Origin of the sequence: Herbaspirillum chlorophenolicum (genome assembly GCF_001189955.1) — a bacterium.
Classification (GTDB): Bacteria; Pseudomonadota; Gammaproteobacteria; order Burkholderiales; family Burkholderiaceae_D; genus Herbaspirillum; species Herbaspirillum chlorophenolicum.
The window spans coordinates 14924-41351 of sequence record NZ_LFLT01000038.1 but is presented as its reverse complement, the minus strand read 5'-3'; the positions used below and the strand labels follow the sequence as shown (position 1 = coordinate 41351).

Here is a 26428-nt window from a genome sequence, read left to right as displayed (position 1 = left end):
TCGACCAGACCAAGAACTAAGCTTGGTTTAGTTTCGACACCAAAAGAAAAGGACGCTTCGGCGTCCTTTTTTATGCGCGACAGAATCTGCCGTTCGTCAGGACGACAGTGTGGAACCCTGCAATAAAAGCAATGGAGCCGCCATGAAAACAGTCCATGCAACAGGCTCCCCGGTTTGTCATCAACTTGACACATTGGCGTACTAACCTGCTTTGGCTTGGGGGAAACAAGCAGGCACCGGGCTCTCCGGCAGAATGTTCAAGCGAGTGGGGATTGCGTAAGCCTAGACCTATAGAGCCGAAAAGGCTATTGACCGAGTTGCTTGCGGGGCGCGGCATGTCGGCCGGACTGGCATTGCTGTCGGCTTGCGTGCTGGTCGTCCTATGGTTTCTCACCATTACGCGTATCGAGAATGAAAAGGAGCTGGCCATCGCCAGTTCCATCGCCGACAGCAAGAACGTCGCAGCCATTGTCTCGGCCAACCTGGACGAAGTGCTGGGCAAGACCTTGCTGTATTCGCGCATCGGCCAGGCCATGCTGGGCGGCGAACACTATACGGCCACTTACCTCAACCCGCTGTTCAACGGTGACTCCGCTTACCTGCGCGTGGCGGTGTTCGATGCGGCCGGGCATCTGGTCTATTCATCGGCGCGCCAGAAGGAAGAGCCGGAACTGAGCAAGCTGATCAACGCCGGTTACATGAGCACGCTGACATCGTCGTACAAACAGAACGCGATGATCATCAACCCGCCCAACAACCGCGACGGTTACAGCTGGCGCGTGCCGTTGCTGATTCCGCTGCAGAGCGCCCGCGGAGAATTGCAAGGGTTCTTCACTGCCATCCTCGACCTGGGCTACTTCCTCAAGACCTATCAGGAAGTCAGCGTGGGCGGTTCCAGCCGGATTGAAATCCTCAACGCTGCCGGGCTGCAGCTGGCCGAACTTTCTGGCGGCATCCTCAGCGGCGGTTCCAATTACGCGGGGCAGGAATACGCCTTGTTCCTGCTGTCCGGCAAGGGCGATGGCCTGATCCACGCCTTGCGTCCGGGCGAGGAGGTGCAGCATGTGGGCGTGCAGCGGCGCCTGGCGCATTATCCGCTGGCGGTGGTGGTCAGCCGCGATCCGCAGCAATTGCTGGGAAAGCTGGGGCCGGCGCACCGCCAGTACTATGTGCAGGCCATCGGCATTTCGCTTGCCATCATCCTGCTCACGGGTGGGCTGATCAACCTGGCGCATCGCAGGCGCTTCCTGTATGAAAAGCTGCTGTACTCCGAACGCGAGAAAAGCGGCCTGATCGACCAGCTGGAACAGGAAAAGTCGCGCGCCTACCAATTGGCATCGCACGACTATCTGACCGGCATTCCCAACCGCATGCTGTTCTACGAACTGGCGTCGACCGAGTTGTCGCGCGCCAAGCGCAGCCGCAACCTGTATGCGCTGTTCTTCCTCGATCTCGACAAGTTCAAACTGATCAACGATACGCTTGGCCACGCCGTCGGCGACGCCTTGCTGCAAACCGTGGCCAAGCGCTTGCGTGCGGCGCTGCGCGAGTACGACCTGGTGGCGCGCCTGGGCGGCGACGAATTCGTGGTGATGGTGTCCGAGATCCGCAACGAGGAGAGCGTGGCGGAGATCGCCGACAAGCTGGTCGAAAGCATCCGCGCACCCTATCCGGACCTGCTTGGCAGTTATGTGGAAACCGCGCCCAGCATCGGCATTGCGCTGTATCCGCGCGATGGGCAGAGCATCGAAGCGCTGATGACCAACGCCGATTCGGCGATGTATACCGCCAAGACGTCCGGTACCGGCCTGTATCGCTTCTACGACGCTTCGCTCAACGCCATCGCAGTGCGCGGACTGGAACTGCTGGCGCGCTTCCGCCAGGCGCTGAAGGAAGATGAATTCTGCCTGCATTACCAACCCAAGGTCGAATTGCAGCAGTTCCGGGTGACCGGCATGGAGGCGCTGATCCGTTGGCAGCATCCCGAGCACGGCCTGATCTTTCCCGGCGAATTCATCGGCCTGGCGGAAGCGCATGACCTGATCGTGCCGCTGGGACATTGGATCATCGAAGCCGTATGCCGCCAGTTGGCGCAATGGCGGGCCAATGGCGCGCCGTTGCTGCCGGTGGCGATCAATGTCTCGGCCAAGCAATTGCGCGACGAGAGCATGCTCGATACCGTGCGCGCGGCATTGCGCCGCTACCAGCTCACACCCGATCTGCTGGAGATCGAAGTCACCGAGAGTTGTTTCATCGAAGATGTGGAAACCGCTCGTGCGACGCTGATCAAGTTGCGCGACGAAGGGCTGAAGATCTACCTGGACGATTACGGTACCGGCTATTCCGGCCTCAGCCATATCAAGACATTGCCGGTGTACGCGCTGAAGATCGACCGTTCCTTCATCAGCGACATTCGCAACGACAATAGCGACGGCATGATCGTCGCCTCCACCGTCACGCTGGCGCGTAATCTGGGCCTGAGGGTGGTGGCCGAAGGCGTGGAGACCAAGGAGCAGTTGATGCATCTGAAGGTGATGGGCTGCGACCAGGTGCAAGGCTTTTACCTGCAGCGGCCGGTGCCGGCGGACCAATTGGAAGCCATTTTGCAGAAGGGCAGGTTTGAGATCGCATGAAGATTGCCGCTAGCGTATTTGCCGTCGTTGCCGCTGCCATGGCGCTGGCCTGCGCCACGCCGGCCATGGCCCAGCCATCTTGCGAACGCCCGGAACGGCTACGCTTTTCCTTCGTGCCGCAGGGCAGTGACGAAGAGCAGCAGGCGGCAATGGACCCACTGCTGGACGCGCTGCGCAGCCAGCTGAAGATACCGGTGGAAATGGTGGTGCCATCCTCGTACGGTTCGGTAATCGAAGGCCTGATTGCAGGCGCCATCGATGTGGCGCGCCTTGGGCCGGCATCTTATGTGACGGCCAGGAAGGGCGACGCCAAGATTACCCCGTTCGCCTCGATGGAGCAGCAGGAGCCCAATTTCGCTCCGGGCGGTGCATCGGCGGTCTACTATTCATTGCTGGTCACGCGCCAGCAGGGGCCTTACGACAGCATCGCCTCGCTGCGCGGCAAGGTGCTGGCGCTGGCAGATCCCGACAGCACCTCCGGCGCGCTGATCCCGCGCCACATCTTCGCGCGCCAGAACGGCCTCAGGCTGGCGAGCTACTTTTCGCGAGTCGGCTACTCCGGCAACCATGAGCAATCGGCGCTGGCGGTACTCAATCGCAATGCCGACGCCGCTTTCGTGGCTAGTACCAACCTCTCGCGCATGATCACCGAAGGCCGGTTGAAAAAACGCGACCTGCGCGTGCTGTGGCGTTCGGCGCCGATTCCTTTCGATCCCTTCGTCTATCGGGGGCAGTTGTGCGCTGATATCCGCAACAAGATCCGTGCAGTCTTCCTCGACAACAAATCGCCCCAGGTCAGGGCCACGCTGCGCAACCTGCATGCCACGCGCTTTGTGCCGGCGCGCGACGCCGACTATAAGATCATCCGCGACCTGCCATGAGCCATTGCTGCTGCACATCCGGGCTATCCAGCACAAGCTGGCCGGCATGCAGTAACATCGTTGCTCAAGTTCGTTTTCATCTTTGGAGTGCTCCATGCAACTGATAGGCATGCTCGATTCGCCCTTCGTGCGCCGCGTCGCGATTTCCCTGCAATTGCTTGACCTGCCGTTCGAACACCAATCGGTATCGGTTTTCCGCACCTTTGACCAGTTCCGCGGCATCAACCCGGTGGTCAAGGCGCCGACGCTGATTTGCGACGATGGTGAAGTATTGATGGATTCCACCCTGATCCTGGAATATGCCGAGGCGCTGTCTGCCCTGGTTTCCGGACGCAGCCTGGTGCCGTCCGATATTCCCGGCCTGCAGAGGTCGCTGCGCGTGACCGGCCTGGCCATGGCGGCTTGTGAGAAAAGCGTGCAAATCATTTACGAACATGAGTTGCGTCCTGCCGAGAAGCTGCATCAGCCCTGGCTGGCGCGCGTGTCGGGCCAGTTGCTGGCCGCTTATGATGCGCTGGAAGCGGTTTTTGAAAAACAGAAGGCGGCAGTTGCCAGCGCCACTATCGACCAGGCCGCGCTGACGACGGCGGTGGCCTGGCAATTCACGCAGAAGATGGTGCCGGATGTTGTACCCGCCGCACGCTACCCGGCGCTGGCGGCGCTGTCCGCCGCCGCCGAGCGGCTGCCCGAATTCGCCGCCGCGCCGCATGGGATGGGCACCTACCGGCAGCCTGCCTGAGCTTCTTATTCGGCCAGCAGCTTCTCGATGTCGGACACCATTTCCTCGGGGCGGGTCTGCGGCGCGTAGCGCTTGTAGACGCTGCCGTCCTTGCGCACCAGGAACTTGGTGAAATTCCATTTGATCGCCTTGCTGCCTAACAGTCCCGGCGCTTCCTTCTTCAGGAATTTGAACAGCGGCGCGGCATCGTCGCCATTGACGTCGATCTTGGCGAACAGCGGGAAGCTCACGCCGTAGTTTTTCTCGCAAAAGGCGCTGATCTCCTCGGCGTTCCCCGGCTCCTGCGAACCGAACTGGTTGCAGGGAAAAGCCATCACCTCCAGGCCGCGGCCCTTGAACTGACGGTGGATGTGTTCCAGCCCGTTGTATTGGGGCGTGAAGCCGCACTTGCTGGCGGTATTGGCGATCAGCATTACCTTCCCGCGTAGCTGTTCCAGCGGGAATTCGGTATCGTCAGCCAGCTTCGGCTGGAATTCGTAGACAGTTGTCATGGTTGGCCCCTAGGTCTTTCCTGTGCGCTATTTTAGCGCCTATAAAGGGAAATAATCCGGCGAACGCGCATGGCTGCGGGCCGTTTCCAGCGAGATGCGCTCGCGGTGCACCAGCTCGCCCATGCTGCCTTCCAGCGTTTGCATGCCCATGCCGGTGGCGGTCTGGATCGCCGAATACATTTGCGCGGTCTTGCCTTCGCGGATCAGGTTGCGGATCGCCGGGGTGCAGAGCATGATCTCGTGCGCTGCCACCCGGCCGTTGCCGTCGAGCGTCTTGAGCAGCGTTTGCGAAATGACCGCCTGCAGCGATTCGGCCAGCATGGCGCGCGCACTTTCCTTTTCGCCGGCGGGGAAGGCGTCGACGATACGGTCCACGGTCTTGGCGGCCGAGGCGGTGTGCAGCGTGCCGAATACCAGGTGGCCGGTTTCGGCGGCGGTCAGCGCCAGGCGGATGGTTTCGGCGTCGCGCAACTCGCCCACCAGCAATACATCGGGATCTTCCCGCAGCGCAGCCCGCAGCGCATTGGCGAAGGAATGGGTATGCACGCCTACCTCGCGCTGGCTGATCAGCGAGCGGCGCGGCTCATGGACGAACTCGATCGGATCTTCGATGGTGAGGATATGGGCCGCGCGTTGCTCGTTGATGTGGTTGACCATGGCGGCCAGCGTGGTGCTCTTGCCCGAGCCGGTAGGGCCGGTCACCAGCACCAGCCCGCGTGGGCGCGATGCCAGATCGGCGCAGATGGCCGGCGCGCCTGCGCTGTGCAGCGTGGGGATCTGTTGCGGGATATGGCGGATGGCGATTGCCGCACCGCGCTGTTGCCGGAAGGCATTGATGCGGAACCGGCCCAGGGCCTGATGCTGGAACGAGAAGTCGCATTCCAGATGTTCGGCGTAGGCGCGCCGTTGTTCTTCATTCATCACCGATAGCAGCATCGCCTGCAGCAGCTCGTCGGACAGGGGGCTGAGATTGATGCGGCGGATGTCGCCATGCACGCGCAGCATGGGCGGCAAACCGGCCGACAGATGCAGGTCGGAAGCCTGGTTTCTGACGCCAAATGCCAGTAGTCCGGCAATGTCCATTTATAATCCTTGCAAGGAAAGCACTGAGCAATCTATTTATATTCCCCGCAGCCGAGCCCTCCCGGCACCGGATTATGTCGCCAATCGCCAAAAACTTGCAACACGTGAGATCCCAGATCGCCATCTCCGCGGAACGCGCGCACCGCGCTCCGTCATCGATACAATTGCTGGCGGTCTCCAAGACCTTCGGCACCGATGCGGTGATGGAGGCGGTGCGGGCCGGGCAGCAGGCATTCGGGGAGAATTATCTGCAGGAAGCGCTGGAGAAGATCGCCGCGATGAAATCGCTGGCGCCGGCGGCGCAGCTGCAGTGGCACTTCATCGGTCCCATCCAGAGCAATAAGACCCGGCCCATTGCCGAGAGCTTCGACTGGGTCCATTCGGTAGACCGCGAAAAGGTCGCCCGCCGATTGTCGGAACAGCGTCCGCCGGAACTGGGAGCGCTCAACATCTGTCTGCAGGTGAACATCAGCGGCGAGCAAAGCAAGAGCGGCCTGGCGCCGGAAGAACTGCCCGCGGTCGCGGCGCAGGTGGCGGCATTGCCCAATCTGGCGCTGCGCGGGCTGATGGCGATTCCCGAGCCGAGCGATGATGTCGCGCGCCAGCGTGCAGCCTTCGCTGCGGTGCGCGGCTTGTACGAATCGCTGCGCGCCGATGGCTTGCCGCTGGATACGCTGTCGATGGGCATGTCGGCGGATCTGGAAGCGGCGGTGGCCGAGGGCGCGACCATTGTGCGCATCGGCAGCGCCATCTTCGGTGCGCGCAACTACATGTAAGAGGCCCCAGGCGGGCGCCTGCATCTTTTTTATTGGAACAGCGCTTTACGGCGACGACACAAGGAGTGGAAGTGAAGATAGCGTTTATTGGTGGCGGAAACATGGCGACCGCCTTGATCGGCGGATTGGTCGGCAAGGTGGCGGAGCCGCAGAATATCCACGTGGTTGACCTCAATGCCGATTCGCTGCAAGCGCTGCAGGGCAAGTTCGGCGTCACTACCGCCACCGCCATCGACGGCACGGTTGCCTCCAGCGACGTGGTGGTGCTGGCGGTCAAGCCGCAGCAGATCCACGACGTGGTGGCGACCCTGAAACCCTTCATCGGCGCGCAACTGGTGTTGAGCATTGCCGCCGGCATCCGCATTGCAGACATGTCGCGCTGGCTGGACGGCCACCAGGCCGTGGTGCGCGCCATGCCCAACACGCCGGCGTTGATCGGCCGCGGCATCACCGGTGTGGCGGCCAACCAGGAAGTGTCGACGTTGCAGCGCGCCCAGGCGGATTCCATCCTCAAGGCGGTCGGCGAGACGGTGTGGGTATCGTCCGAAGAGCAGCTCGACGCGGTTACCGCGATTTCCGGCAGCGGCCCGGCGTATGTCTTCTACTTTCTCGAAGCGATGGAAAAGGCCGCCACCGAACTGGGCTTGTCGTCCGCCGAGGGCATGCAGCTGGCCAAGGCCACGTTCGAAGGCGCTACCGAGCTGGCACGCCGTTCCGACGAATCGGTCGCCACGTTGCGTGAACGCGTAACCTCCAAGGGCGGCACCACTTATGCCGCGCTGGTCTCCATGGAGCAGTCCGGCGTCAAGGATTCCATCGTCACCGCGCTCAAGGCCGCCGCCGCCCGCAGCAAGGAACTCGGCGACGAGTTCGGCAAGGCCTGATGAAGAGAATTGCAAGCATTGTTGCGGCGCTGCCGCTGGCGGGCGTGCTCCTGCTGGCAGGGTGCGCCTCGACCGCCGACAGCGACGGTTATTACACCGTGCGCCGTGGCGATACCCTCTATAGCATCGGCCGCGACTTCGACCAGAATCCCTCCAACCTGGTTACCTGGAACCGGCTGCGCAATCCCAACGACCTGGAAGTCGGCCAGCGCATCCTGGTGAAACCGCCTTCCGGGATCGTGGCGCGCACCGGCGCCGGCCAGAGCAGCCGCGGCGCATCGTCGGCGCCGGCGCGCAAGGCGACGCCGGCCGCCAAGCCCGCAGCCAAAGCGACGGGCAAGGGCGACGATGACGATGCGCCGGCTCCGGCCGATGCCAAACTTGACTGGATCTGGCCTACGCAGGGCAAGTCGGCGCCCAGCAGCGACAGTTACAAGAAGGGCATCGACATCGCCGGCACCGATGGCCAGGCAGTGGTGGCTGCTGCTGCCGGCAAGGTGACCTATGCCGGCCACGGTATCCGCGGCTATGGCAACATGGTGATCATCAAGCACACGCCTACGCTGCTGTCGGTCTATGCGCATAACAAGAGCATCGCGGTCAAGGAGGGCCAGATGGTCACGCGCGGCCAGCAGATCGCCGCGATGGGCAACAGCGACACCAGCAGTGTCAAGCTGTATTTTGAAATCCGCCGCAACGGCAAGCCGGTCAATGTGATGGCCTTGCTGCCGTCGCGCTGAACCGTTCAGGAATTGTCATGGCCAAGCTCGACGAGATCGTCAGGAAACAAAAGACGGGGGCTACCTTTGTCATCAGCGCCCAGATGCTGCACATGAGTCCGCGTGAGTTCGATGCGATGGCGCAGGTGTGGGACGATGATGGTGGTCCCGGCTTCAACGTTGTGGGTACGCCGTTTCGGGTGGTGGTGGATGGGGAGTTTCTGATCAGCCGGGTGACGGTGGTGAGGACTACTGCGGAAGTGTGATGCTTTATTGCGTCGTATTGGATGTTGGTGCTGGGTAGTCTGGTCTTGCTGCGTGTTGGTGCTCTGGCTTGATTGGGTTGTTTCTCCGGTCGGAGGGGAGCGCCGGGGGCGGCCCGGCAGCCGCTCACTTTTCTTGTCTCGCCAAGAAAAGTAAGCAAAAGAAGGCGACCGCTACTGCCCAGCCCCTTCGGGGTACCCGCTGGAGTGACGGGAAAAATGGATCAGCAAGGCAGTCGGAGCGCAGCGATTCTGCCTTGCCCATTTTTCCCGTCACTCCAGCGGCTGGTCAGAAGCGGACTTCGTAACCGGCTCGCCTTCGGCCTCGCGCTGCTTGCTTCTGGCCTGCGGCTTCGGTGCGATGCATTCAGCCCTTGCGCTGCAATCGGTACACCACCGTATCCAACCTCTTCAATCCGCGCTCAATGAACTTGGGCTCTTTCTCCAGGATGTCGCGGTGGTCGATTACCTGCACCCCGGTATGCGGCGCGTAGATATCCAGCACTTCCTTTTCCGGTACTGAAAACGGCGGCCCATCCATCTGCTCTTGGGCATATTCCAGAGTGATCAGGATGCTGCGTGCACCGTCCGGCAAACGGCCGTAAACCTGCTGCGCATAGCGCTCACGCATCTCCGGCGGCAGGGCGATCAGGGCTGCGCGGTCATAGGCGCCGGCACAGCCGGCCAAGGTTGCATCATCGAGCTTGAAGATGTCGCCGCAGATGATCTCGATGGCGCCGGCCGAGTAATGGGTCCCTTGTGTCGATTCGTGCACTTGCGGTGACAGTTGGTTTTCAGCGAAGAACTGTTCGACTGCCAACTGCGACAGCTCCACGCCCAATACCTTGTGCCCCTGTTCGGCCAGCCACAGCATGTCCAGCGACTTGCCGCACAGCGGCGCCAGCACCGTGCTGCCGGCCGGCAGCTCCAGCGCCGGCCAGTATTTTTGCAGCAGCGGCGTCACGCGCGACTGGTGAAAATGGGTGCGTCCCTCGCGCCAGCGCTCCAGCCAGAATTCTGCTTCCATCGTGTCTCCTTGTTATCGTGAATCCGTTTGCGCGGTCAGCGCAACAGGTAATCCAGCGCCACGCCGGCGAAGATTGCCGAGCCCAGCCAGTTGTTGTTGTTGAAAGCGGCGAAGCAGCGCATGCGGTCGCGTTCGCGGATCAGCGTGTAGTGGTAGATGGCGAAACCGCAGGCCACCAGCATGCCGGCCGAGAACCACAGGCCCATGCCGTACTGCAGCCCCACTACCCAGATCAGGGCCAGCGCGGCGGCGTAGCACAGCATCACTGCCAGCACGTCATGGCGGCCGAAGGTGATGGCGGAGGTCTTGATGCCGATCTTGAGGTCGTCGTCGCGGTCGACCATGGCGTATTCGGTATCGTACGCCACTGCCCAGAACACATTGGCGACCAGCAGCACCCAGGCCGCCGGCGGCACTTCGCCGGTCACCGTGGCAAAGCCCATGGGGATGCCGAAGCCGAAAGCGATGCCCAGGTAAGCTTGCGGGATGGCGAAGAAGCGCTTGAAGTAGGGGTAGGTGGCGGCGATGATGAGCGCGGCTACCGATAACTGCTTGGTCAGCGTGTTGAGCGGCAGGATCAGCAGGAACGATACCAGGGCCAGCACGCCGGCCACCATCAGCGCTTCCCACGACTTGATCTTGCCGGCGGTCAGCGGGCGTTGCTCGGTGCGTTTTACAAAACGGTCGAAGTCGCGGTCGGCGTAATCGTTGATGGCGCAGCCGGCCGAGCGCATCAGCGCGGTGCCCACCACATAGATGGCCAGCACGCCCAGCGAGGGAACGCCGCCCGAGGCCAGCCACAGGGCGATCAGCGTGGGCCACAACAGCAGCAGGATACCGATGGGTTTGTGTGCGCGCACCAGCAGTGCGTAAAGCTTGAGCCTGTTCATGCCTGGTCCGGAAAACGAAAGCCGCATTATAAATCGCCGCCGCAGCACCTGCTGCCGGCCTGACGCGCGGCTGACAGCGCGCTCCCACTGAGCAGGAAATCGCAGGAAAAATATCTTATTGATAATTTTCTGCTGCGCAGCGGCATCGTTTTTCTTTGCACCCGGCGGGGAGTGCCGTTAATGTAACGCGGCTGTCATGGAGCGTTGTTAGCATCAAAACCCCTTTTCTGGAGGTCTCTGATGAACTTAAAAAAATTGGTCGCGGCCGGCATGTTGGCGACGATCGCCTCTTCCGCCTACGCCGCAACTGAAATTTCCTGGTGGCATTCGATGACCGGAGCCTTGGGCGAACGCGTCAATGCCTTGGCCGATGACTTCAACAAGAGCCAGTCCGACTACAAGGTGGTCCCGGTCTACAAGGGCACCTACGATGAATCGATGGCTGCCGCCATCGCCGCCTACCGCGCCGGCAACGCGCCGGATATCCTGCAGGTATTCGAGGTCGGCACTGCCACCATGATCTACGCCAAGGGCGCGGTCAAGCCGGTGTATGAAGTCATGCACCAGGCCGGCGAGAAATTCGACCAGAATGCCTACGTGCCGGCGGTAGCGGGTTACTACTCGACCGCCAAGGGCATGATGTCCTTCCCGTTCAACAGCTCTACCACCATCATGTTCTACAACAAGGACATGTTCGCCAAGGCCGGTCTCGATCCCGAGAAGCCGCCCGCCACCTGGCAGGACTTCGTCGGCATGGCCGCCAAGATCAAGGCCAGCGGCGCATCGTGCGCATACACCACGACCTGGCAATCCTGGGTGCATTTGGAATCGTTTTCAACGTGGCATAACGTCGAGCTGGCATCGAAGAACAATGGCTTCGGCGGCCTCGATGCGCGCCTGAAACTCAACAGCCCGCTGCACGTGCGCCATATCGAAAACCTGGCGAACTGGGCCAAGCAGGGGTACTTCACCTATGCCGGCCGCAAGGATGAAGCCAACGCCAAGTTCAATGCCGGCGAGTGCGCGATGATCACCGGTTCCTCCTCCGCTTATGCCGATATCCGCAAGAACGCCAAGTTCAAGTTCGGCGTTGCCGCGCTGCCGTACTACAATGACGTGCCGGGCGCACCGCAGAACACGGTCATCGGCGGCGCTTCGCTGTGGGTGATGGGCGGCAAGAAGGCTGACGAGTACAAGGGCGTGGCCAAGTTCTTCACCTACCTCTCCAAGCCGGAAGTGGCAGCGAAGTGGCACCAGGATACCGGCTACCTGCCGGTCACCAAGGCCGCCTACGAGCTGACCAAGCAGGCCGGTTTCTATGAGCGCAATCCCGGCACCGATGTCGCGGTCAAGCAGATGATCGTCAAGACCACCGAGAAGTCGCGCGGCCTGCGCCTGGGCAATTATGCGCAGGTCCGCACCGTGTTCGACGAGGAACTGGAAAACGTCTGGACCGGCAAGAAGACCCCGAAGGAAGCGCTGGACTCGGCCGTCAAGCGCGGCGACGAGCTGCTGGTGCGCTTCGAGAAAGCCAACAAGGGTAACCAGTAATACCTGCATTGACTGTGCCGCCGTCCGCGTCGCCCGCAGTGGGTGCGCGGACGGCGTTTCCGGCGGCATCGCCCCATTCAATGGGATGGCGCGGCGCCGCTGGTTTTCGCTTTCCTGAACCTTCTTTCCTGGCCTGAACGAACGTGGAAAAACGCGCGCGATTCAAATCCAAGTGGCTGCCGTATCTGCTGGTCGCACCGCAGATCCTGGTCACTTTGCTGTTCTTTTTCTGGCCGGCGGTACAGGCGATGTACCAGTCGGTGCTGTTGCAGGACGCCTTCGGCGGCTATTCCGAATTCGTCTGGCTGGATAACTTCGCCGCCTTGTTCGGCGACCCGACCTATCTCGAATCCTTCCGCACTACGGCGGTCTTCTCCCTGCTGGTGGCGTTCTTCGGCATGACGCTGTCGCTCCTGCTGGCGGTATTCGCCGACCGCGTCACCCGCGGCGCGTCGATCTACAAGACCTTCCTGATCTGGCCCTATGCGGTGTCGCCGGTGGTGGTGGGCGTGCTGTGGATGTTCCTGCTGAGTCCCTCGCTGGGGGTGCTGTCGCACCTGCTGGGCAAGTTCGGCATCGGCTGGGACTATATGGTCAACGGCCGCCACGCGATGATCCTGATCGTGATCGCCGCCGTGTGGAAACAGATCAGCTACAACTTCCTGTTCTTCCTGGCGGGCCTGCAATCGATTCCCAAGTCGCTTATCGAAGCGGCTGCCATCGACGGCGCCGGCCCAGTCAAGCGCTTCTTCACCATTGTGTTCCCGCTGATCTCGCCGACCACTTTCTTCCTGCTGGTGGTCAATGTGGTCTACGCCTTCTTCGACACCTTCGCCATCGTCGAAGCCACCACCCATGGCGGCCCCGGCAAGGACACCGAGATCCTGGTCTACAAGGTGTTCTCGGACGGCTTCAAGGGCGGCGACCTGGGCAGCGCCGCGGCGCAGTCGGTGGTGCTGATGGCGGTGGTGATCCTGCTGACCGTGGTGCAGTTCAAATACGTTGAGAAGAAGGTCCAATACGCATGATAGAAAGACGACCAATCCTGGACGCGGTCAGCCACCTGGTGCTGATCCTGGGCGTGCTGGCGGTGGTGTTTCCGCTCTATGTCGCCTTCATCGCCAGCACCCAGACCGCCGAGCAGTCGGCCATGTCGCCGATTTCGCTGGTGCCCGGCGGCGAGCTGCTCAATAACTACGGCACGGTGCTGTTCAAGGGCGCCTCCGGCCAGGTCATCGCGCCGCCGGTGATCAACATGCTGTGGGTCAGCCTGGTGACGGCGCTGGTGATCGCCGTGGGCAAGATCGCCATCTCCATGCTGTCCGCGTTCGCCATCGTGTATTTCCGCTTCCCCGGCCGCAACCTGTTCTTCTGGATGATCTTCGTCACCCTGATGCTGCCGGTGGAAGTGCGCATCACGCCGACCTACCAGGTGGTGTCCGACCTGGGCATGTTGAACAGCTACGCCGGCCTGACGGTGCCGCTGATCGCCTCGGCAACGGCTACCTTCCTGTTCCGCCAGTTCTTCCTGACCGTGCCCGACGAGCTGGCCGAGGCGGCCCGCATCGATGGCGCCGGGCCGCTGCGCTTCCTCAAGGATGTGCTGTGGCCGTTGTCGCGCACCAATGTGATTGCGCTGTTCGTGATCATGTTCATCTACGGCTGGAACCAGTACCTGTGGCCGCTGATGATCGCCACGCAGCAGAACATGTACCCGATCGGCATCGGCATCAAGACCCTGATCTCCGGCGGCGATTCGGCCGTCGAGTGGAACATGGTAATGGCCACCATGATGCTGGCCATGCTGCCGCCCGGACTGATCGTGGTGGTGATGCAGAAGTGGTTCGTCAAGGGTCTGGTCGATTCCGAAAAATAAATTTCTCACGCATAGCGAATATGGCAGCGATCCATCTCAAGCAAGTCCGCAAGACCTATGGCCGTGGCGCCAAGGCGGTCGACGTCATCCACGGCATCGATGCCGACATCGCCGACGGCGAATTCATCGTCATGGTCGGCCCTTCCGGCTGCGGCAAGTCCACGCTGCTGCGCATGGTGGCCGGCCTGGAAGAAATCAGCGATGGCCAGATCGTCATCGGCGAGCGCGTGGTCAACGAGCTGGAACCCAAGGAGCGCGATATCGCGATGGTGTTCCAGAACTACGCGCTGTATCCGCACATGACGGTGTACGAGAACATGGCCTACGGCTTGAAGATCGCAGGCCTCTCCAAAGCCGAGATCGATGAGCGCGTGCAGCGCGCGGCGGCGATCCTCGAATTGGGCGCCTTGCTCGAACGCACGCCGCGCCAGCTCTCCGGCGGCCAGCGCCAGCGCGTGGCGATGGGCCGCGCCATCGTGCGCAAGCCTGCCGTGTTCCTGTTCGATGAACCGCTGTCCAACCTCGACGCCAAGCTGCGCGTGCAGATGCGATTGGAAATCCAGAAATTGCATGCCTCGCTGCGCACCACCAGCCTGTACGTGACGCACGACCAGGTCGAGGCGATGACGCTGGGGCAGCGCATGATCGTCATGAACAAGGGCCGTGCCGAACAGATCGGCACGCCGGCGCAAGTTTACGGAAAACCGGCGACCACCTTTGTCGCCGGCTTCATCGGTTCGCCGCCGATGAACCTGCTCAACGGCAAACTCAGCGACGACGGTACGCGTTTTACGTTCGACGACGGTTCAACGGTCGACTTGCCGGCGTCGAAGAACATCGGTGGAGGTGCGCGCATTCTCGGCATCCGTCCGGAACATCTGCAACTGGGCCTCCCCGGCCTGACGATGCAAGTCGAACTGGTCGAAGCGCTGGGCGCCGAACTGCTGGTGCACACGCGCTGCGGCGGCCAGAGCATGGTCGCGCGCTGCGCGGCCGGCACCGACGTGGCCATGGGACAAACAGTGACGGCCGGTTTCGATGCAGGTCTTTTGCACTGGTTCGATCCGCTGACCACGCATCGCATTGATTGATCGATCGATCTCTTTCAGTCTTCCAGGGCCACCACGATATCCAGTTCAAGGGCGGCGTTGCGCGGCAATTGCGCGACGCCGACGCTGGTGCGCGCATGTTGTCCCAGTTCCGGTCCGAACAATTCATAGATCAGCGATGAGGCGGCATCGGCCACGGCGCTTTGCTGGCTGAAGTCTTCGGTGCTGTTGACGTAGACGTTCAGGCGCAGGATCTTGCCGATGCGCCTGAGATCGCCGACCGTGTCGCGCAGGGCGGCAAGCGCCCGGATCAAGGCGGCGCGCGCGCCCGCTTTGGCTTCTTCTATCGTGACTTCGCGGCCCAGCTTGCCGGACACCAGCACCCGATCGCCTTCACGCGGCAACTGGCCGCTGATCCAGGCCAGGCCCTGATGCATCACGCCGGGCGCATATTGCGCGCCGGGCGCGGCGGAAGCGGGCAGGGTAATGGCAAGTTCGGTCAGGCGTTGTTCCAGATTCATGGGGCTTCCTTTCGGTTGCTTCGTCGTGGCAGGCCGGGATTAGCTGTGTGTGCCGTGGATGCATCTATAATAAATTTTGCTGCGGCATGGCGGCAAAGCATCTTTTCTCAGGCTGGCCTCAATATTTCTCACGCATTTCCATACCACGATGACGGCACGAAAACTTCCTTCGCTGAACGCCTTGCGCGCCTTCGAGGCTTCGGCCCGCCATCAGAGTTTTACCCTGGCGGCGCAGGAGCTTAATGTCACGCCCGGCGCGGTCAGCCATCAGGTCAAGGCCTTGGAGGATGCACTGGGTCTGCCGCTGTTCGAACGCTTGCCTAGTCAATTGCGGCTGACCGATGCCGGGCGGCGCTATCTCGATGCGGTCGGCGACGCTTTCGACCGCATCGAAGGGGCGACCGCCAATCTGCACGCACGGCCGGACCGGCGGCGCTTGTCGATTTCCACTTCGCCCAACTTCGCCGCCAAATGGCTGGTGCCGCGTCTGGGCGCGTTCGCCGCGCAGTATCCGGAACTGGATTTGCGCCTGGAGCAGAGCGAGCACCAGGTCAATTTCATCCGCGAAGAAATCGATCTGGCGATCCGCTATGGCGAAGGTCCGTGGCCGGGTCTCTCATGCATGCGCCTGGGGGATGAGTTTCTGTTACCGGTGTGTGCGCCGTCTTTCCAGAGCTTGCAGAGCATTGCAGACATGGCCGGCGTGGCATTGCTCCACGTGAACGATCGGCAGCCGTGGCGTGACTGGTTTGCGGCGCATGGCGGGCAGATGGAGGACAAGGCAGGTATCGTCTTCAATCAGGAAAGCGCCGCCGTCGATGCCGCCATCGCCGGTCAGGGCGTGGCGCTGGCGCGTTCGTCGCTGGTCGCGCGGGCTTTGCAGCAGCGGCAGTTGATTGCGCCCGTGCCGCTCATGCTGCCGCTGCTCCAGGCGTATTGGCTGGTGTACCCGCAAAGCGGGGATCTGGACGGTAACGTCACCGCTTTCTCCAATTGGTTGTTGCAGTCGTTTGAAACGGACCGGAAATTCTGGAAGGAAGTCATTCACTAAAACAAGGCATCAAAAGGAGACAAGCATGGACAAGCATCGTCGCAATCTGATCAAGGCCGGCGCTTCGGCGGCTGTCGGCAGCATGTTGATGGGACAGAATCTGGCTCAGGCGCAAAGCGGGTCGCCGACACCCGCGGTCGCGCCGCTGGCAGGCAAGATCGGCATGCGCCTGGCAACGGCGACGATCGCCGGCGGCGCGCCCACCGTGATCGTGGTGCTGGACGATGGCCGCATCGTCGATCTGAAAAGCGCGGCGCAGCGCCAGAACGTTGCGCTCGGTTTCGACGGCGCGTCGATGCTGGCGTTGGTTGCCAGCGGCAATGCCGGTTTGGTGCAGGTCAAGGCAGTGGCCGATCGTGCGGCGCAGGATACTGGTTTGCCGTCCTTGGGCCAGGCCAGCCTGATGTCGCCGATTCCGCGGCCGGATCGCAATATTTACTGCGTCGGCTGGAATTATCTCGACCACTTTGAAGAAGGCAAGAATGCGCGCGCCGACAAGGTGGTGCAGACCTTGCCGGACCATCCGGTGTTTTTCAGCAAGGCCACGCATACGATGAACGGGCCTTTCGATCCGATTCCGCACGACATCACCAACTCCAATACGACCGACTGGGAAGCGGAACTGGCAGTCGTCATCGGCCGGCGCGGCCGCAATATCCAGGAAGCCGAAGCCATGGATTACGTGTTCGGCTATGCCGCCTACAACGATACGACCTCGCGCCAGATCCAGCAGAAGCGCCATGGCGGCCAATGGTTCAAGGGCAAGAGTCTGGACGGCCACGGGCCGATGGGGCCGTGGATCGTCACGGCGGCGGGCGTGAAGCTGGATGACGTGCGCGTGATCTGCCGCGTCAACGGCGTCGAGAAACAAAATGCCAGCTATCGGCAAATGTATTTCAAGATCCCGCGCATCATCGCGGAGCTGTCGCGCGGCATGACGCTGGAGGCGGGCGACATCATCGCCACCGGAACGCCTTCCGGCGTCGGCTTTGCGCGCACGCCGCCGGAGTTTCTCAAGCCGGGCGATATGCTGGAGACCGAAATCACCGGCGTCGGCATTATCCGCAACCCGATCAAATCGGAAGTCTGAGCCGCGATCCGTCAAATGAAATGGCCCGGCATCGCAAGGGATGCCGGGCCAGGTTCTGTTTGCGGCGGTGGGGGAAGTCGTCAGGCCCTAGTATTTTTCTTCCACGTGCGGCACGCGCTGCGCGGGGTCGTAGAAGAAGGTCTCTTCGACGATCCGTTCGTCCTGCCAGCGCTGGTAGGCCAGTTCTTCCAGGTGGGTGACGGTGCCGTCCAGCCATTCGAAATGAAAAATCCAGCGGATCACCACCTTGTCGCCCTCGACGAATACCGGCCTGACGCATTTCGACTTCAGCGATTTCACACGCGCCATGACCTTGCGTTCATTGGCAACATGGGCATCGCGGCCGAAGCGTAGCGGTTCGTTATTTTCCTGCATGGTGGCATCTTCGGCATAGAACTCTTCCACGGCTTCAATGTGGGCATTCGCTTCGACGCGAGCGATGAATTTTTCCAGAGTTTCCTTGCTTGGCATACGAGTCTCCTTGTTGTTCAATTCAGGCCGGTGGCGCGCAGCGCGTGCGGATGGCGTTGTTGCCGTCTTGTTGCCACCAACTGTCGGCCTGTTCCCCGCCGGCCTGGCGCAGCGCCTGGCGTATGGCGCCGGACGGCTGCAGATTCAGGGTCATGCCGTGCTCGCTCATGCGTGCATAGTTGGCCTGGATGCGGTTCCTGACGGTGGCCCAGTTGGCGTCGCTGGTGGCTTTGGCCGCTTGCGTCAATGCGGCTTGCTGCGCCGGCGCCAGCTTGTTCCAGACATCGTTGTTGATGACGGTGTAGCTGAGCGGAATGGCATAGCTGACCGCGGTGAAGTTGGGCAGGTAATCCCACAGTCGATTGCCGGCGCCGCCGTCGCCGGACGACAGCACGGCATTGAGTTCGCCGGAAGTCAGTTTGGGGCCCACCGCCGAGAACGGCAAATTGACGCTTTGCGCGCCGATGCGCTGGAAGACGCCGCGGCTGTTGTCGTCGTAGGTGCGGATGCTGAGCGCCTTGAGCGCCGCCACGTCCGGCAGGGGCTTGGCCGACCAGATGCCCGACGGCGGCCAGGGCGTGGCGTACAGCAGGCGCATGTTCAGCGCTGCCAGGTGGCGTTCAAGTTCCGGCTGGGTACAGGAGAACAGGCTTTGCGCCTGCTCGAAGTCGTCGACCACGAATGGCAGCGACGACAGCAGAAAGAACGAATCGCTGCCGCCCAGGATGCCGGCGAACAGCGTGCCGATCTCGGCCCGGCCCTCGCTTACCGCGGCGACCTGGTCTTTGCCTTTGTAGGGATTGGCCGCTTCCTGCAGCGTCGTGATGCCGACAGCCCCGTTCGACAGCTTTGCCGCATTGGCCGCGAACTGCAGATCGGCGCTGGCGGTGACCGAGGTGGCCGGGTATTCGTTGATCAGGCGCAGATTGGCGGTCTGGGCCGGCACGGAGGCCGCCGGCAGTAGAAAGATGGCGGCGCAGGCCAACCGGCGCAATGTTGCGGATGCAATGACGGACATGCTTTTCCCCCCGATGCTGGCGTTATTGATGGAACCAATGGAACCCGATACTTCCCCGTACACGGTCCGCCAGGCAAGGTGGCGCAATCAGCCCGCGGTCAACTCCGTCTCGTGCAGCATATCCACGCCGTTGAGATTGCAGGCGAATACCGCCTTCTGCACAGCGTCGATCGCCGCCTGGCGGGTAAAGCTCTTGCGCCAGGCGATCACCACGCGGCGCGATGGCGCCGGCGCGATGAAGGGCACGTAGCGCACCATGCTGTCGCGTGCGTTGAGGTCGGTGATGGAGGCCTTGGGGAGTACGGTGATGCCGATGCCCGACGACACCATGTGGCGGATGGTTTCCAGCGAAGAGCCCTCGAAGGTGCGGGCGATGCCGTCGCCGCTGGTCGAGAAACGCGACATCTCCGGGCAGACTTCCAGCACCTGGTCGCGGAAGCAATGGCCGTTGCCCAGCAACAGCATGGTTTCGCTCTTGAGGTCGCGGGCGTCGATTTCCTTGCGGTCGGCCCACTTGTGGTGGCGCGGCAAGGCCACCACGAATTCCTCGTCGTACAGCGGCAGCACGTTCAGGCCGTGGTCGGGGAAGGGCAGGGCCATGATGGCCGCGTCCAGCTCGCCCTGGCGCAGCAGCTCGATCAGGCGGGTGGTGAAATTCTCCTGCAGGATCAGCGGCATCTGCGGAACGGTCTCGATCATGGTCTTGACCAGCGAGGGCAGCAGGTAGGGGCCGATGGTGTAGATGATGCCCAGGCGCAGCGGGCCCGACAGCGGGTCCTTGTTCTGGTTGGCGATTTCCTTGATGGCGGCGGTCTGTTCCAGCACCCGCTCGGCCTGCGCCACGATCTGCGCGCCCAGCGGCGTGACCGACACTTCAGTGCCGCCGCGTTCGAAGATCACCACGCCCAGTTCGTCTTCCAGCTTCTTGATGGCGACTGACAGCGTGGGCTGGGCCACGAAACAGGCTTCCGCCGCATGGCCGAAGTGCTTTTCGCGGGCAACTGCCACGATGTATTTGAGTTCTGTGAGTGTCATGCTGATAGGCCAAATCCGATTTCAAGGACTATAGCGTATTTTTGAACCGGGGGTTCCGCGCCGCATCAGGCAAGGTGCAGGCGGCCTCGCGGGCGCTGTCACGTCTTGGTCATAATCGGCAGGTATGTTGTCACGCACTTTACAGTGGATACAGTGGACTGGAACGTCCGCCGATCGCCGTTAATCTTGCTCAAAGGGAAACAATGGACAACGAAGAACTGGTCAAACGCATTCACCGCGAACTGGCTGACAGCTATGACGAAGAGATGGAACTGGAGATCGAAGACCGTACCGTCGACCCGGTGACCGGCGAGATTTCCAGCGCGCATGGCGACGTCGAGAAGGAATACCGCCGCCAGTACTTCCGCGAACTGTTCCGCCTGCAGGGCGAACTGGTCAAGCTGCAGGACTGGGTGGTGAAGACCGGCCACAAGGTCGTGATCGTGTTCGAAGGCCGCGACGCGGCCGGCAAGGGCGGCGTGATCAAGCGCATCACCCAGCGCCTCAATCCGCGGGTGGCGCGTGTGGCCGCGCTGCCGGCGCCCAACGACCGCGAACGCACCCAATGGTATTTCCAGCGCTATGTGTCGCACCTGCCGGCCGCCGGCGAGATCGTGCTGTTCGACCGCAGCTGGTATAACCGTGCCGGCGTCGAGCGCGTCATGGGTTTTTGCAACGACGAGCAATACGAGGAGTTCTTCCGCTCGGTGCCGGAGTTCGAGCGCATGCTCACGCGTGCCGGCATTCAGGTGATCAAGTACTGGTTTTCCATCACCGATGAAGAGCAGCACCTGCGTTTCCTCTCCCGCATCCATGACCCGTTGAAGCAGTGGAAGCTGAGCCCGATGGACCTGGAGTCGCGCCGCCGCTGGGAGGAATACACCAAGGCTAAGGAAGTGATGCTGGAGCGCACCCACATTCCCGAGGCGCCGTGGTGGGTGGTGCAGGCGGTGGACAAGAAGAAGGCGCGCCTGAACTGTATCCAGCATTTGCTGCAGCAGATGCCTTACCAGGAAGTGCCGCATTCGCCGGTGATCCTGCCGGAACGCGAGCGCCATGAAGACTATGAACGCCATCCGGTGCCGGATAACATGATCGTGCCCGAGTACTATTGAGCGAGATGCAGGTCTTCCTGTTGCCGTGGTTCTGCTGAAGGGCCGGGCGGAAATAAAAAATGGCCGGTGCGATGCACCGGCCATTGTTATTTGAGGCTGAACGAAAACGAATCAGCCGAAATGCTTTTCGATGATGGCCCCGAACGCCTGTTCGGCCGACATGCCGTTGAGCATCAGCGCGCTGATTTCGTCCGAATGCTGGTTGATCCCTTCCGGCAGCATGGCGCGGTTGGCCTTGAAGTAGGCGTACTTCTCGCCGTCGATGGCTTCGCGGGCGCGTGCCGCCGCCGTCATCGGACGGGCGCCGCCGGTGCTGCGGGCCGAGGCCGCGCGCGCCGAACGCGGGATGCTGCTGCGCGCGCCGCTGCCGCCGGTGGCGATGATGCGCTTGATCTGTTCCAGCGTGAAGATGGAAGTGACGTTGCCCGCGCCGAACTCGTCCTCTTCTGCGCGGTGCAGATGGTGGTTGCCGTCAAAGGCCATCTTCTTGTCGAAGCTGTTGATGACTTCGTAGTGCGGCTTTTGCACCGAACCGAACATGGAGAAGTGCACGCGGTCGCCATAGGCGGCCATCTGTCCGACGACACCGTTGAGGAATTCAGGCTTGATGGCCTCGACGTTGCCATGCCAGCGCTTGGTTTTGCTTGAACTCAAAATAAATCTTCCAATGATGCATGCGCGTCCTTGTATCGATGGGATCGATGCGGCGATGGCCGCCAAGGTCGCGCAAAATAAAAAAAGCGGGGATCGAGACAATATTATCCTCCTCTGTTCGTCATCTTGCATGCCCGGCGCCGACTTTTTCTGCGCCGCCGATCCGGGGAATTGCCTGCAACGCCATGTCCAGAAAGGGTTTGCGGGGTTTTGCACGGCATGTGGTTGAAAACTTGTCATCAGGCCGCCATATCAACCATGCGATGCAAGTATTTAGTCGCGTTTTGTCGGGCATACCGGCCTGATGCTGAGCTTCGGCCTCTTCCCCCACAACAAGAAAGTCCTCATGCGCCGCACCTATATTGGAGTCTTCATTTTTCTCGGCATCTTTGCCGTCCTGCATGCATGGATAGGCTGGCAACTGTTGCCTGCGCTGACCGGCGACACCGGATGGATCGCTGCCGGCGCCGTCGTGCTGGCCATGTCGCTGTTGCTAATGCCCGCCGCCTTGTTCGCCCCTATCCTGAAACGCCGCGGTATGGCCGAAGTCTCGGCTGACCGCCTGGCATGGGCCGGCATGCTGGCCATGGGGGCGTTCTCCTCGGCGCTGCTGCTGACCGCGCTGCGCGCCATCGCACTGGCGCTGGCGCCGCTGCTGAACCTGTCCGCCATCCACCTGCACCAGCTGGACGAGGCCACCGCCTGGCTGGTGCTGGCGCTGACCGCCGCCGCCACCGTGGTGGGCTTTCTCAACGCGCGCCGCACCGCGGCCGTGGTGAACGTCAGCGTGCCCATCGCCAACCTGCCGCCGCAGCTTGAGGGCTTCACCATCGTGCAGATCAGCGACATCCATGTCGGCCCCACCATCAAGCGTCCCTACCTGCAGGCCATCGTCGACAAGGTCAATACGCTGCATCCCGATGTGGTGGCGATCACCGGCGACCTGGTCGACGGCAGCGTGCACCAGCTGGCAGCGCATACCGAACCGTTGGCGCAGATCAAGGCGCGCCACGGCGTCTATTTCGTCACCGGCAACCATGAGTACTATTCGAACGCGCATGAATGGATAGAGGAAGTGCGCCGCCTCGGCCTGACCGTGCTGATGAACGAGCACGTGGTGCTCAGCCATGAAGGCGCCGGCCTGGTACTGGCCGGCGTGACCGATTTCACCGCCCACCAGTTCGACCCGGCCCACCGCAGCGACCCGCACGCCGCCATTGAAAATGCCCCCGCCGGCAGTCCGCGCATCTTGCTGGCGCACCAGCCGCGCTCGGCAGCCGCTGCAGCCGAGGCCGGCTTCGACCTGCAACTGTCGGGCCACACCCACGGCGGCCAATTCTTCCCCTGGAATTTTTTCGTGCCGCTGCAGCAGCCCTATGTGGCAGGCCTGAACCGCTTGCACAAGCTGTGGATTTACGTCAGCCGCGGGACCGGCTACTGGGGGCCGCCCAAGCGACTGCTGGCGCCTTCTGAAATTACGCGGGTGATGCTGACGGCGGGGTGATCCCGCGCATCACTGAAACCGATTGTTCAGGCCGCCGTTTCCAGGCGGCCTTGTTCTTCATATCCTCGCGCCAGGCGGCGCAATGTTTGCGGCGGCTGCCCAAACAGTCGCATGAAGGCGCGCCGCATGCGCTCGGCATCGCCGAAGCCGGTGGTGCGGGCGATCTGCTCCAGCGGGTCGGATGACTCCTCGACACGGATGCGGGCAGCTTCGGCGCGCATCTGCTCGATCGCCTTGGCCGGCGTCTGGCCGGTTTCGGCGGTGAAGGCGCGGTCGAACTGGCGGCGGGAGAGGCATGCCACTTCTGCCAATACATCCACGGTCAATTCCTGCTGCAGATGCTCGCGCGCGAAGCTGAGCGCGCGGCGGATGCGGTCGCTGCCGCCATCCATTTCCTGCAGCGCCGAGAACTGCGACTGCCCGCCCGGGCGGCGATGGTAGACCACCAGCTCGCGCGCCACTGCGCGCGCCAGGTCGGCGCCATGGTCGTCCTCGATCAGGGCCAATGCCAGGTCGATGCCGGCGGAGATGCCGGCCGAGGTCCACACCGAACCGTCGCGCGAATAAATCCTGTCGCTATCCACCAGCACCTTCGGATGCATCTTCTGCAGTTTGGCCGCCACACGCCAGTGCGTGGTGGCGCGCTTGCCGTCCAGCACGCCGGAAGCGGCCAGCACGAAGGCGCCGGTGCACACGCCGGCGATGCGGCGCGAGCGCTGTGCCGCGCGCACGATGTAGCTGCGCAATTGTTCGGACACCAGCCCCTCGCGCGGCGCGCCACCGCCAGCGACCACCAGCGTGTCGAAACTGGCCGCACCGATGCGCTCGGTCTGGATGCAGGCGCCAGCCGAACTGCGGATCATGCCGCCCGGCTCCGACAGCAGCGACAGGCGGTACAGTTGCTTGCCCGATACCCGGTTGGCGGCATCGAAAGCCGAGAGCGGCCCGGTAAAGTCGAGCATGCTGCAATCGGTGAAGATCAGGAAGGCGGTGTCGCGGACGGGCATTTGGATCTCCGGCAAGAGATGGCTTGAAATGCAGGAATTATGGCATTTTAGACGTATGTGTGCGGCGCACACTGCGCAGGTCGATATCACCGGGACCTGCCATGGACCAAACCGCCATCGTCGCCGAAGTGCGCGACGCTCCTCCCGCCGCTGCGCGCCACCGCTGGAAAGTCCTGGCTGCCGGCGTGGCCGCCAACGCCAGTTTCTCCGCCATCTTTTCCGGTATTCCGGTGACCTCGGTAGTGTTGCGCGCGGACTACCAGCTCAGCAACACCCAGCTTGGGCTGGCGCTGGGCCTGTTGAGCCTGGGCGTGGCCCTGGGAGAATTGCCTTGGGGCGTACTGACCGACCGCCTGGGCGACCGCAAGGTGCTGCTGACCGGCTTGCTGGGTACCGTCGCTGCGCTGTGGCTGCTGGTGTTGTTCGCGCTGCCGGGGCAGGGCGCCGCCACTTTCCGATGGTTGTGTGCGGGGCTGATGCTGGCCGGTTTGCTGGGCGGCAGCGTCAATGGCTCAAGCGGGCGCGCGGTGATGGGATGGTTTCGCGATGGCGAGCGCGGCCTGGCGATGAGCATACGCCAGACCGCGGTGCCGCTTGGCGGCGGCATCGGTGCGCTGCTGCTGCCGTCGCTGGCAGCCCATGCCGGTTTCGGCGCCGTCTATGGCGCGTTGATCGCAGGTTGCCTGGCCAGCGTGTGGCTGACCTTGCTGTGGCTGCGCGAGCCGCCGCCATCGCCGCAGGTGCAGCCGGGCAATGGCACGGTTGCGCAGGAGCGCTCCGCATTGCGCAGCGGCATGGTCTGGCGCCTGGCGCTGGGAACCGGCTTGCTGTGCGCGCCGCAGGTGGCGCTGATCAGTTTCGGCGGCATCTTCCTGCACGACTTCAGCCATGCCGGCCTGGTGCTGATCAGTGCGGTGATGGCGACCGTGCAAGTGGGGGCCGCGGTCTCGCGTATCGCCAGCGGCCGCTGGACCGACCGTCGCGGCAATCGCCGCGGTTACCTGCGTGGCTGCGCCTTGCTGAGCGCGGGGCTGTTTGCGCTGCTGGGAATACTGACCGCATTCAGTGCGGGAACGTCATCGGCGCTGGTGCCGCTGGCGCTGTCGCTCACTGCCGCCGGCATTGCGGTGTCGGCCTGGCATGGCGTGGCTTATACCGAGCTTGCAGTACAGGCCGGGCCGGCGCAGATCGGTACCGCGCTGGGACTGGGCAACAGTTGCGTCTTCACGGTGTTCTTCCTGACCGCGCAGGCCGTTCCGCCGCTGCTGCAATGGCAGGGATGGGCCAGCGTCTGGCTGGCGATGGCGCTGGTGGCGCTGGCGGTGCGGCCGTTGTTTCCGCCGCCGGACCAGCCTTGAGAGGGCACTTTGGAAGTCCGTTCCTGAGGCGGATTCCTGAAAAAGGCCGGTCTTAGACGACCGGTCTAATTTTTCGCTAGAATGTCGCCATGCGAGAAAATTACGGCGAAAACAAGCGGAACATCCTCATGGCCGGACGCGCGATCATCGCGCAAAAAGGCTTCTCCGGCGTCGGGCTGTCCGAGATCCTGGCGGCGGCGGAGATTCCCAAAGGGTCCTTCTACCATTACTTCGGCTCCAAGGAGCAGTATGGGCGCGAGCTCATCGAACACTATGTCGAGGGCTACCTTGAGCTGCTGGGCAAGGTACTCGGCGACGCTGCCTATGGCGCCAGCGCGCGTGAGCGGCTGTTGACCTATTGGGGCTATTGGCTGGAAAGCCAGTGCTGCCAGGAGTTCGAGCAGCGCTGCCTGGTGGTCAAGCTCAGCGCCGAAGTGGCCGACCTGTCCGACGACATGCGCGAGGTCTTGCATGAAGGCACGGGGCGCTTTATCGCCCGCATTGCCGGCTGCATCGAAGACGGCGTCGCCGAGGGCTCGCTGCACACCGTGCTGGAGCCGCTGGCCACCGCCACCATGCTTTACCAGCTTTGGCTGGGCGCGAGCCTGCTGTCCAAGCTAAGCCGCGACCGCGTGCCGATGGAAAGCGCGATGCACGTCACCCGCCGGGTGCTGGTTCCGCCGCAGTAGAACCAGTCATTCATTCTTATCCCTGAATTCAAATTTCCCTATTTCCCAAAGGA

At 62.4% G+C, this 26428-nt stretch carries 28 protein-coding genes; 17 read left to right on the top strand and 11 right to left on the bottom strand.

The genetic code is table 11. From position 1 onward, the window contains the following. Nucleotides 1-335: 335 nt before the first annotated feature. The 3 genes from AKL28_RS18820 to AKL28_RS18810 all read left to right on the top strand — a co-directional run bounded on the left by AKL28_RS18820 (nucleotide 336) and on the right by AKL28_RS18810 (nucleotide 4253). Complete coding sequence (locus AKL28_RS18820; RefSeq protein WP_402703062.1) at nucleotides 336-2633, top strand: bifunctional diguanylate cyclase/phosphodiesterase; 2298 nt, start codon at nucleotides 336-338, stop codon at nucleotides 2631-2633. Next, nucleotides 2630-3514 carry a phosphate/phosphite/phosphonate ABC transporter substrate-binding protein gene (locus AKL28_RS18815; protein WP_050469693.1) on the top strand — a complete coding sequence of 295 codons (885 nt, stop codon included), beginning with the start codon at nucleotides 2630-2632 and terminating at the stop codon, nucleotides 3512-3514. The genes AKL28_RS18820 and AKL28_RS18815 overlap by 4 nt, the downstream gene beginning before the upstream one ends. A 94-nt stretch (nucleotides 3515-3608) precedes the next feature. Beyond that, nucleotides 3609-4253, top strand: a complete 645-nt coding sequence (locus tag AKL28_RS18810) for a glutathione S-transferase (RefSeq protein WP_050469692.1) — start codon at nucleotides 3609-3611, stop codon at nucleotides 4251-4253. A gap of 5 nt (nucleotides 4254-4258) precedes the next feature. Here the strand turns inward: AKL28_RS18810 and AKL28_RS18805 are convergent, their stop codons facing one another. Both AKL28_RS18805 and AKL28_RS18800 read right to left on the bottom strand, forming a co-directional pair. Continuing rightward, nucleotides 4259-4744, bottom strand: coding sequence for a glutathione peroxidase (locus AKL28_RS18805; RefSeq protein WP_050469691.1), 486 nt, complete (start codon nucleotides 4742-4744; stop codon nucleotides 4259-4261). 39 nt (nucleotides 4745-4783) lie between these two features. Next, nucleotides 4784-5827, bottom strand: a complete 1044-nt coding sequence (locus AKL28_RS18800) for a type IV pilus twitching motility protein PilT (RefSeq protein WP_050469690.1) — start codon at nucleotides 5825-5827, stop codon at nucleotides 4784-4786. A gap of 74 nt (nucleotides 5828-5901) precedes the next feature. Between AKL28_RS18800 and AKL28_RS18795 the strand changes: the two genes are divergently transcribed. The 4 genes from AKL28_RS18795 to AKL28_RS18780 all read left to right on the top strand — a co-directional run bounded on the left by AKL28_RS18795 (nucleotide 5902) and on the right by AKL28_RS18780 (nucleotide 8472). Beyond that, nucleotides 5902-6603: a YggS family pyridoxal phosphate-dependent enzyme gene (locus AKL28_RS18795; RefSeq protein WP_050469689.1), complete on the top strand. Its 702-nt coding sequence runs from the start codon at nucleotides 5902-5904 to the stop codon at nucleotides 6601-6603. A gap of 71 nt (nucleotides 6604-6674) precedes the next feature. Beyond that, nucleotides 6675-7487 (top strand): pyrroline-5-carboxylate reductase, encoded by an 813-nt coding sequence (gene proC, locus AKL28_RS18790; protein WP_082221572.1) that lies wholly within the window; start codon nucleotides 6675-6677, stop codon nucleotides 7485-7487. Then, nucleotides 7487-8227, top strand: coding sequence for a peptidoglycan DD-metalloendopeptidase family protein (locus AKL28_RS18785; RefSeq protein ID WP_050469687.1), 741 nt, complete (start codon nucleotides 7487-7489; stop codon nucleotides 8225-8227). The genes proC and AKL28_RS18785 overlap by 1 nt, the downstream gene beginning before the upstream one ends. A gap of 17 nt (nucleotides 8228-8244) precedes the next feature. Then, nucleotides 8245-8472, top strand: coding sequence for a hypothetical protein (locus AKL28_RS18780; RefSeq protein ID WP_050469686.1), 228 nt, complete (start codon nucleotides 8245-8247; stop codon nucleotides 8470-8472). Between the two features lie 364 nt (nucleotides 8473-8836). On the opposite strand, the gene AKL28_RS18775 is transcribed toward AKL28_RS18780, so the two are convergent. Together AKL28_RS18775 and ubiA are read right to left on the bottom strand one after the other, a co-directional pair. After that, entirely contained in the window at nucleotides 8837-9496 is a 660-nt protein-coding gene (locus tag AKL28_RS18775; protein WP_050469685.1) for a thiopurine S-methyltransferase, read from the bottom strand. A gap of 35 nt (nucleotides 9497-9531) precedes the next feature. Then, nucleotides 9532-10386, bottom strand: a complete 855-nt coding sequence (ubiA, locus tag AKL28_RS18770; protein WP_050469684.1) for a 4-hydroxybenzoate octaprenyltransferase — start codon at nucleotides 10384-10386, stop codon at nucleotides 9532-9534. A 240-nt stretch (nucleotides 10387-10626) separates the two neighbouring features. Between ubiA and ugpB the strand changes: the two genes are divergently transcribed. From ugpB to AKL28_RS18750, 4 genes are all read left to right on the top strand, one after another. After that, a complete protein-coding gene (ugpB, locus tag AKL28_RS18765) occupies nucleotides 10627-11937 on the top strand; it encodes a sn-glycerol-3-phosphate ABC transporter substrate-binding protein UgpB (protein ID WP_050469683.1) in 1311 nt (436 codons plus the stop codon). 143 nt (nucleotides 11938-12080) lie between these two features. Further along, the gene (ugpA, locus tag AKL28_RS18760; RefSeq protein ID WP_050469682.1) at nucleotides 12081-12965 is read left to right on the top strand and encodes a sn-glycerol-3-phosphate ABC transporter permease UgpA; all 885 of its coding nucleotides are present in this window, start codon (nucleotides 12081-12083) and stop codon (nucleotides 12963-12965) included. Continuing rightward, nucleotides 12962-13813, top strand: coding sequence for a sn-glycerol-3-phosphate ABC transporter permease UgpE (gene ugpE, locus AKL28_RS18755; RefSeq protein ID WP_050469681.1), 852 nt, complete (start codon nucleotides 12962-12964; stop codon nucleotides 13811-13813). Before ugpA ends, ugpE begins: the two co-directional genes overlap by 4 nt. 20 nt (nucleotides 13814-13833) lie before the next feature. Then, nucleotides 13834-14904 carry a sn-glycerol-3-phosphate import ATP-binding protein UgpC gene (locus AKL28_RS18750; RefSeq protein ID WP_050469680.1) on the top strand — a complete coding sequence of 357 codons (1071 nt, stop codon included), beginning with the start codon at nucleotides 13834-13836 and terminating at the stop codon, nucleotides 14902-14904. Between the two features lie 14 nt (nucleotides 14905-14918). Here AKL28_RS18750 and AKL28_RS18745 read toward each other — a convergent pair whose 3' ends face one another. Further along, nucleotides 14919-15383 carry a RidA family protein gene (locus tag AKL28_RS18745; protein WP_050469679.1) on the bottom strand — a complete coding sequence of 155 codons (465 nt, stop codon included), beginning with the start codon at nucleotides 15381-15383 and terminating at the stop codon, nucleotides 14919-14921. Between the two features lie 148 nt (nucleotides 15384-15531). On the opposite strand from AKL28_RS18745, the gene gcvA reads away from it, so the two are divergent. Next, nucleotides 15532-16434: a transcriptional regulator GcvA gene (gcvA, locus tag AKL28_RS18740; RefSeq protein WP_050469678.1), complete on the top strand. Its 903-nt coding sequence runs from the start codon at nucleotides 15532-15534 to the stop codon at nucleotides 16432-16434. A gap of 25 nt (nucleotides 16435-16459) precedes the next feature. Beyond that, on the top strand, nucleotides 16460-17524 hold the full coding sequence (locus AKL28_RS18735; RefSeq protein ID WP_050469677.1) for a fumarylacetoacetate hydrolase family protein: 1065 nt from the start codon (nucleotides 16460-16462) through the stop codon (nucleotides 17522-17524). Nucleotides 17525-17611: 87 nt separating this feature from the next. On the opposite strand, the gene AKL28_RS18730 is transcribed toward AKL28_RS18735, so the two are convergent. The 3 genes from AKL28_RS18730 to AKL28_RS18720 all read right to left on the bottom strand — a co-directional run bounded on the left by AKL28_RS18730 (nucleotide 17612) and on the right by AKL28_RS18720 (nucleotide 20048). Then, nucleotides 17612-17995: a nuclear transport factor 2 family protein gene (locus tag AKL28_RS18730; protein WP_050469676.1), complete on the bottom strand. Its 384-nt coding sequence runs from the start codon at nucleotides 17993-17995 to the stop codon at nucleotides 17612-17614. Nucleotides 17996-18017: 22 nt separating this feature from the next. Next, nucleotides 18018-19013 carry a TRAP transporter substrate-binding protein gene (locus tag AKL28_RS18725; RefSeq protein WP_050469696.1) on the bottom strand — a complete coding sequence of 332 codons (996 nt, stop codon included), beginning with the start codon at nucleotides 19011-19013 and terminating at the stop codon, nucleotides 18018-18020. Nucleotides 19014-19100: 87 nt separating this feature from the next. Further along, nucleotides 19101-20048, bottom strand: coding sequence for a LysR substrate-binding domain-containing protein (locus tag AKL28_RS18720; RefSeq protein WP_050469675.1), 948 nt, complete (start codon nucleotides 20046-20048; stop codon nucleotides 19101-19103). A gap of 203 nt (nucleotides 20049-20251) precedes the next feature. Between AKL28_RS18720 and ppk2 the strand changes: the two genes are divergently transcribed. After that, the gene (gene ppk2, locus AKL28_RS18715) at nucleotides 20252-21163 is read left to right on the top strand and encodes a polyphosphate kinase 2 (RefSeq protein WP_050469674.1); all 912 of its coding nucleotides are present in this window, start codon (nucleotides 20252-20254) and stop codon (nucleotides 21161-21163) included. Between the two features lie 111 nt (nucleotides 21164-21274). Here the strand turns inward: ppk2 and AKL28_RS18710 are convergent, their stop codons facing one another. Further along, on the bottom strand, nucleotides 21275-21817 hold the full coding sequence (locus tag AKL28_RS18710; RefSeq protein WP_050469673.1) for a hypothetical protein: 543 nt from the start codon (nucleotides 21815-21817) through the stop codon (nucleotides 21275-21277). Nucleotides 21818-21938: 121 nt separating this feature from the next. Further along, entirely contained in the window at nucleotides 21939-22220 is a 282-nt protein-coding gene (locus AKL28_RS24880; protein WP_169801862.1) for a hypothetical protein, read from the bottom strand. Here AKL28_RS24880 and AKL28_RS18705 point away from each other — a divergent pair. Next, nucleotides 22164-23321, top strand: coding sequence for a metallophosphoesterase (locus AKL28_RS18705; RefSeq protein WP_050469695.1), 1158 nt, complete (start codon nucleotides 22164-22166; stop codon nucleotides 23319-23321). The two genes, AKL28_RS24880 and AKL28_RS18705, sit on opposite strands and share 57 nt — an antisense overlap. Before the next feature lie 26 nt (nucleotides 23322-23347). Here the strand turns inward: AKL28_RS18705 and AKL28_RS18700 are convergent, their stop codons facing one another. Beyond that, complete coding sequence (locus tag AKL28_RS18700) at nucleotides 23348-24328, bottom strand: GlxA family transcriptional regulator (protein WP_050469672.1); 981 nt, start codon at nucleotides 24326-24328, stop codon at nucleotides 23348-23350. 101 nt (nucleotides 24329-24429) lie between these two features. Between AKL28_RS18700 and AKL28_RS18695 the strand changes: the two genes are divergently transcribed. Then, the gene (locus AKL28_RS18695; protein ID WP_050469671.1) at nucleotides 24430-25686 is read left to right on the top strand and encodes an MFS transporter; all 1257 of its coding nucleotides are present in this window, start codon (nucleotides 24430-24432) and stop codon (nucleotides 25684-25686) included. An 89-nt stretch (nucleotides 25687-25775) separates the two neighbouring features. Next, nucleotides 25776-26375, top strand: a complete 600-nt coding sequence (locus tag AKL28_RS18690; protein WP_050469670.1) for a TetR/AcrR family transcriptional regulator — start codon at nucleotides 25776-25778, stop codon at nucleotides 26373-26375. Nucleotides 26376-26428 lie beyond the last annotated feature (53 nt).

Bases quoted from the DNA above. Each gene is read 5' to 3' on its own strand.
- AKL28_RS18820 (WP_402703062.1), top strand. From the start codon at position 336: ATGTCGGCCGGACTGGCATTGCTGTCGGCTTGCGTGCTGGTCGTCCTA.
- AKL28_RS18815 (WP_050469693.1), top strand. From the start codon at position 2,630: ATGAAGATTGCCGCTAGCGTATTTGCCGTCGTTGCCGCTGCCATGGCG.
- AKL28_RS18810 (WP_050469692.1), top strand. From the start codon at position 3,609: ATGCAACTGATAGGCATGCTCGATTCGCCCTTCGTGCGCCGCGTCGCG.
- AKL28_RS18805 (WP_050469691.1), bottom strand. From the start codon at position 4,744: ATGACAACTGTCTACGAATTCCAGCCGAAGCTGGCTGACGATACCGAA.
- AKL28_RS18800 (WP_050469690.1), bottom strand. From the start codon at position 5,827: ATGGACATTGCCGGACTACTGGCATTTGGCGTCAGAAACCAGGCTTCC.
- AKL28_RS18795 (WP_050469689.1), top strand. From the start codon at position 5,902: ATGTCGCCAATCGCCAAAAACTTGCAACACGTGAGATCCCAGATCGCC.
- AKL28_RS18785 (WP_050469687.1), top strand. From the start codon at position 7,487: ATGAAGAGAATTGCAAGCATTGTTGCGGCGCTGCCGCTGGCGGGCGTG.
- AKL28_RS18780 (WP_050469686.1), top strand. From the start codon at position 8,245: ATGGCCAAGCTCGACGAGATCGTCAGGAAACAAAAGACGGGGGCTACC.
- AKL28_RS18775 (WP_050469685.1), bottom strand. From the start codon at position 9,496: ATGGAAGCAGAATTCTGGCTGGAGCGCTGGCGCGAGGGACGCACCCAT.
- ubiA (WP_050469684.1), bottom strand. From the start codon at position 10,386: ATGAACAGGCTCAAGCTTTACGCACTGCTGGTGCGCGCACACAAACCC.
- ugpB (WP_050469683.1), top strand. From the start codon at position 10,627: ATGAACTTAAAAAAATTGGTCGCGGCCGGCATGTTGGCGACGATCGCC.
- ugpE (WP_050469681.1), top strand. From the start codon at position 12,962: ATGATAGAAAGACGACCAATCCTGGACGCGGTCAGCCACCTGGTGCTG.
- AKL28_RS18750 (WP_050469680.1), top strand. From the start codon at position 13,834: ATGGCAGCGATCCATCTCAAGCAAGTCCGCAAGACCTATGGCCGTGGC.
- AKL28_RS18745 (WP_050469679.1), bottom strand. From the start codon at position 15,383: ATGAATCTGGAACAACGCCTGACCGAACTTGCCATTACCCTGCCCGCT.
- gcvA (WP_050469678.1), top strand. From the start codon at position 15,532: ATGACGGCACGAAAACTTCCTTCGCTGAACGCCTTGCGCGCCTTCGAG.
- AKL28_RS18735 (WP_050469677.1), top strand. From the start codon at position 16,460: ATGGACAAGCATCGTCGCAATCTGATCAAGGCCGGCGCTTCGGCGGCT.
- AKL28_RS18730 (WP_050469676.1), bottom strand. From the start codon at position 17,995: ATGCCAAGCAAGGAAACTCTGGAAAAATTCATCGCTCGCGTCGAAGCG.
- AKL28_RS18725 (WP_050469696.1), bottom strand. From the start codon at position 19,013: ATGTCCGTCATTGCATCCGCAACATTGCGCCGGTTGGCCTGCGCCGCC.
- AKL28_RS18720 (WP_050469675.1), bottom strand. From the start codon at position 20,048: ATGACACTCACAGAACTCAAATACATCGTGGCAGTTGCCCGCGAAAAG.
- ppk2 (WP_050469674.1), top strand. From the start codon at position 20,252: ATGGACAACGAAGAACTGGTCAAACGCATTCACCGCGAACTGGCTGAC.
- AKL28_RS18705 (WP_050469695.1), top strand. From the start codon at position 22,164: ATGCGCCGCACCTATATTGGAGTCTTCATTTTTCTCGGCATCTTTGCC.
- AKL28_RS24880 (WP_169801862.1), bottom strand. From the start codon at position 22,220: ATGCAGGACGGCAAAGATGCCGAGAAAAATGAAGACTCCAATATAGGT.
- AKL28_RS18700 (WP_050469672.1), bottom strand. From the start codon at position 24,328: ATGCCCGTCCGCGACACCGCCTTCCTGATCTTCACCGATTGCAGCATG.
- AKL28_RS18695 (WP_050469671.1), top strand. From the start codon at position 24,430: ATGGACCAAACCGCCATCGTCGCCGAAGTGCGCGACGCTCCTCCCGCC.
- AKL28_RS18690 (WP_050469670.1), top strand. From the start codon at position 25,776: ATGCGAGAAAATTACGGCGAAAACAAGCGGAACATCCTCATGGCCGGA.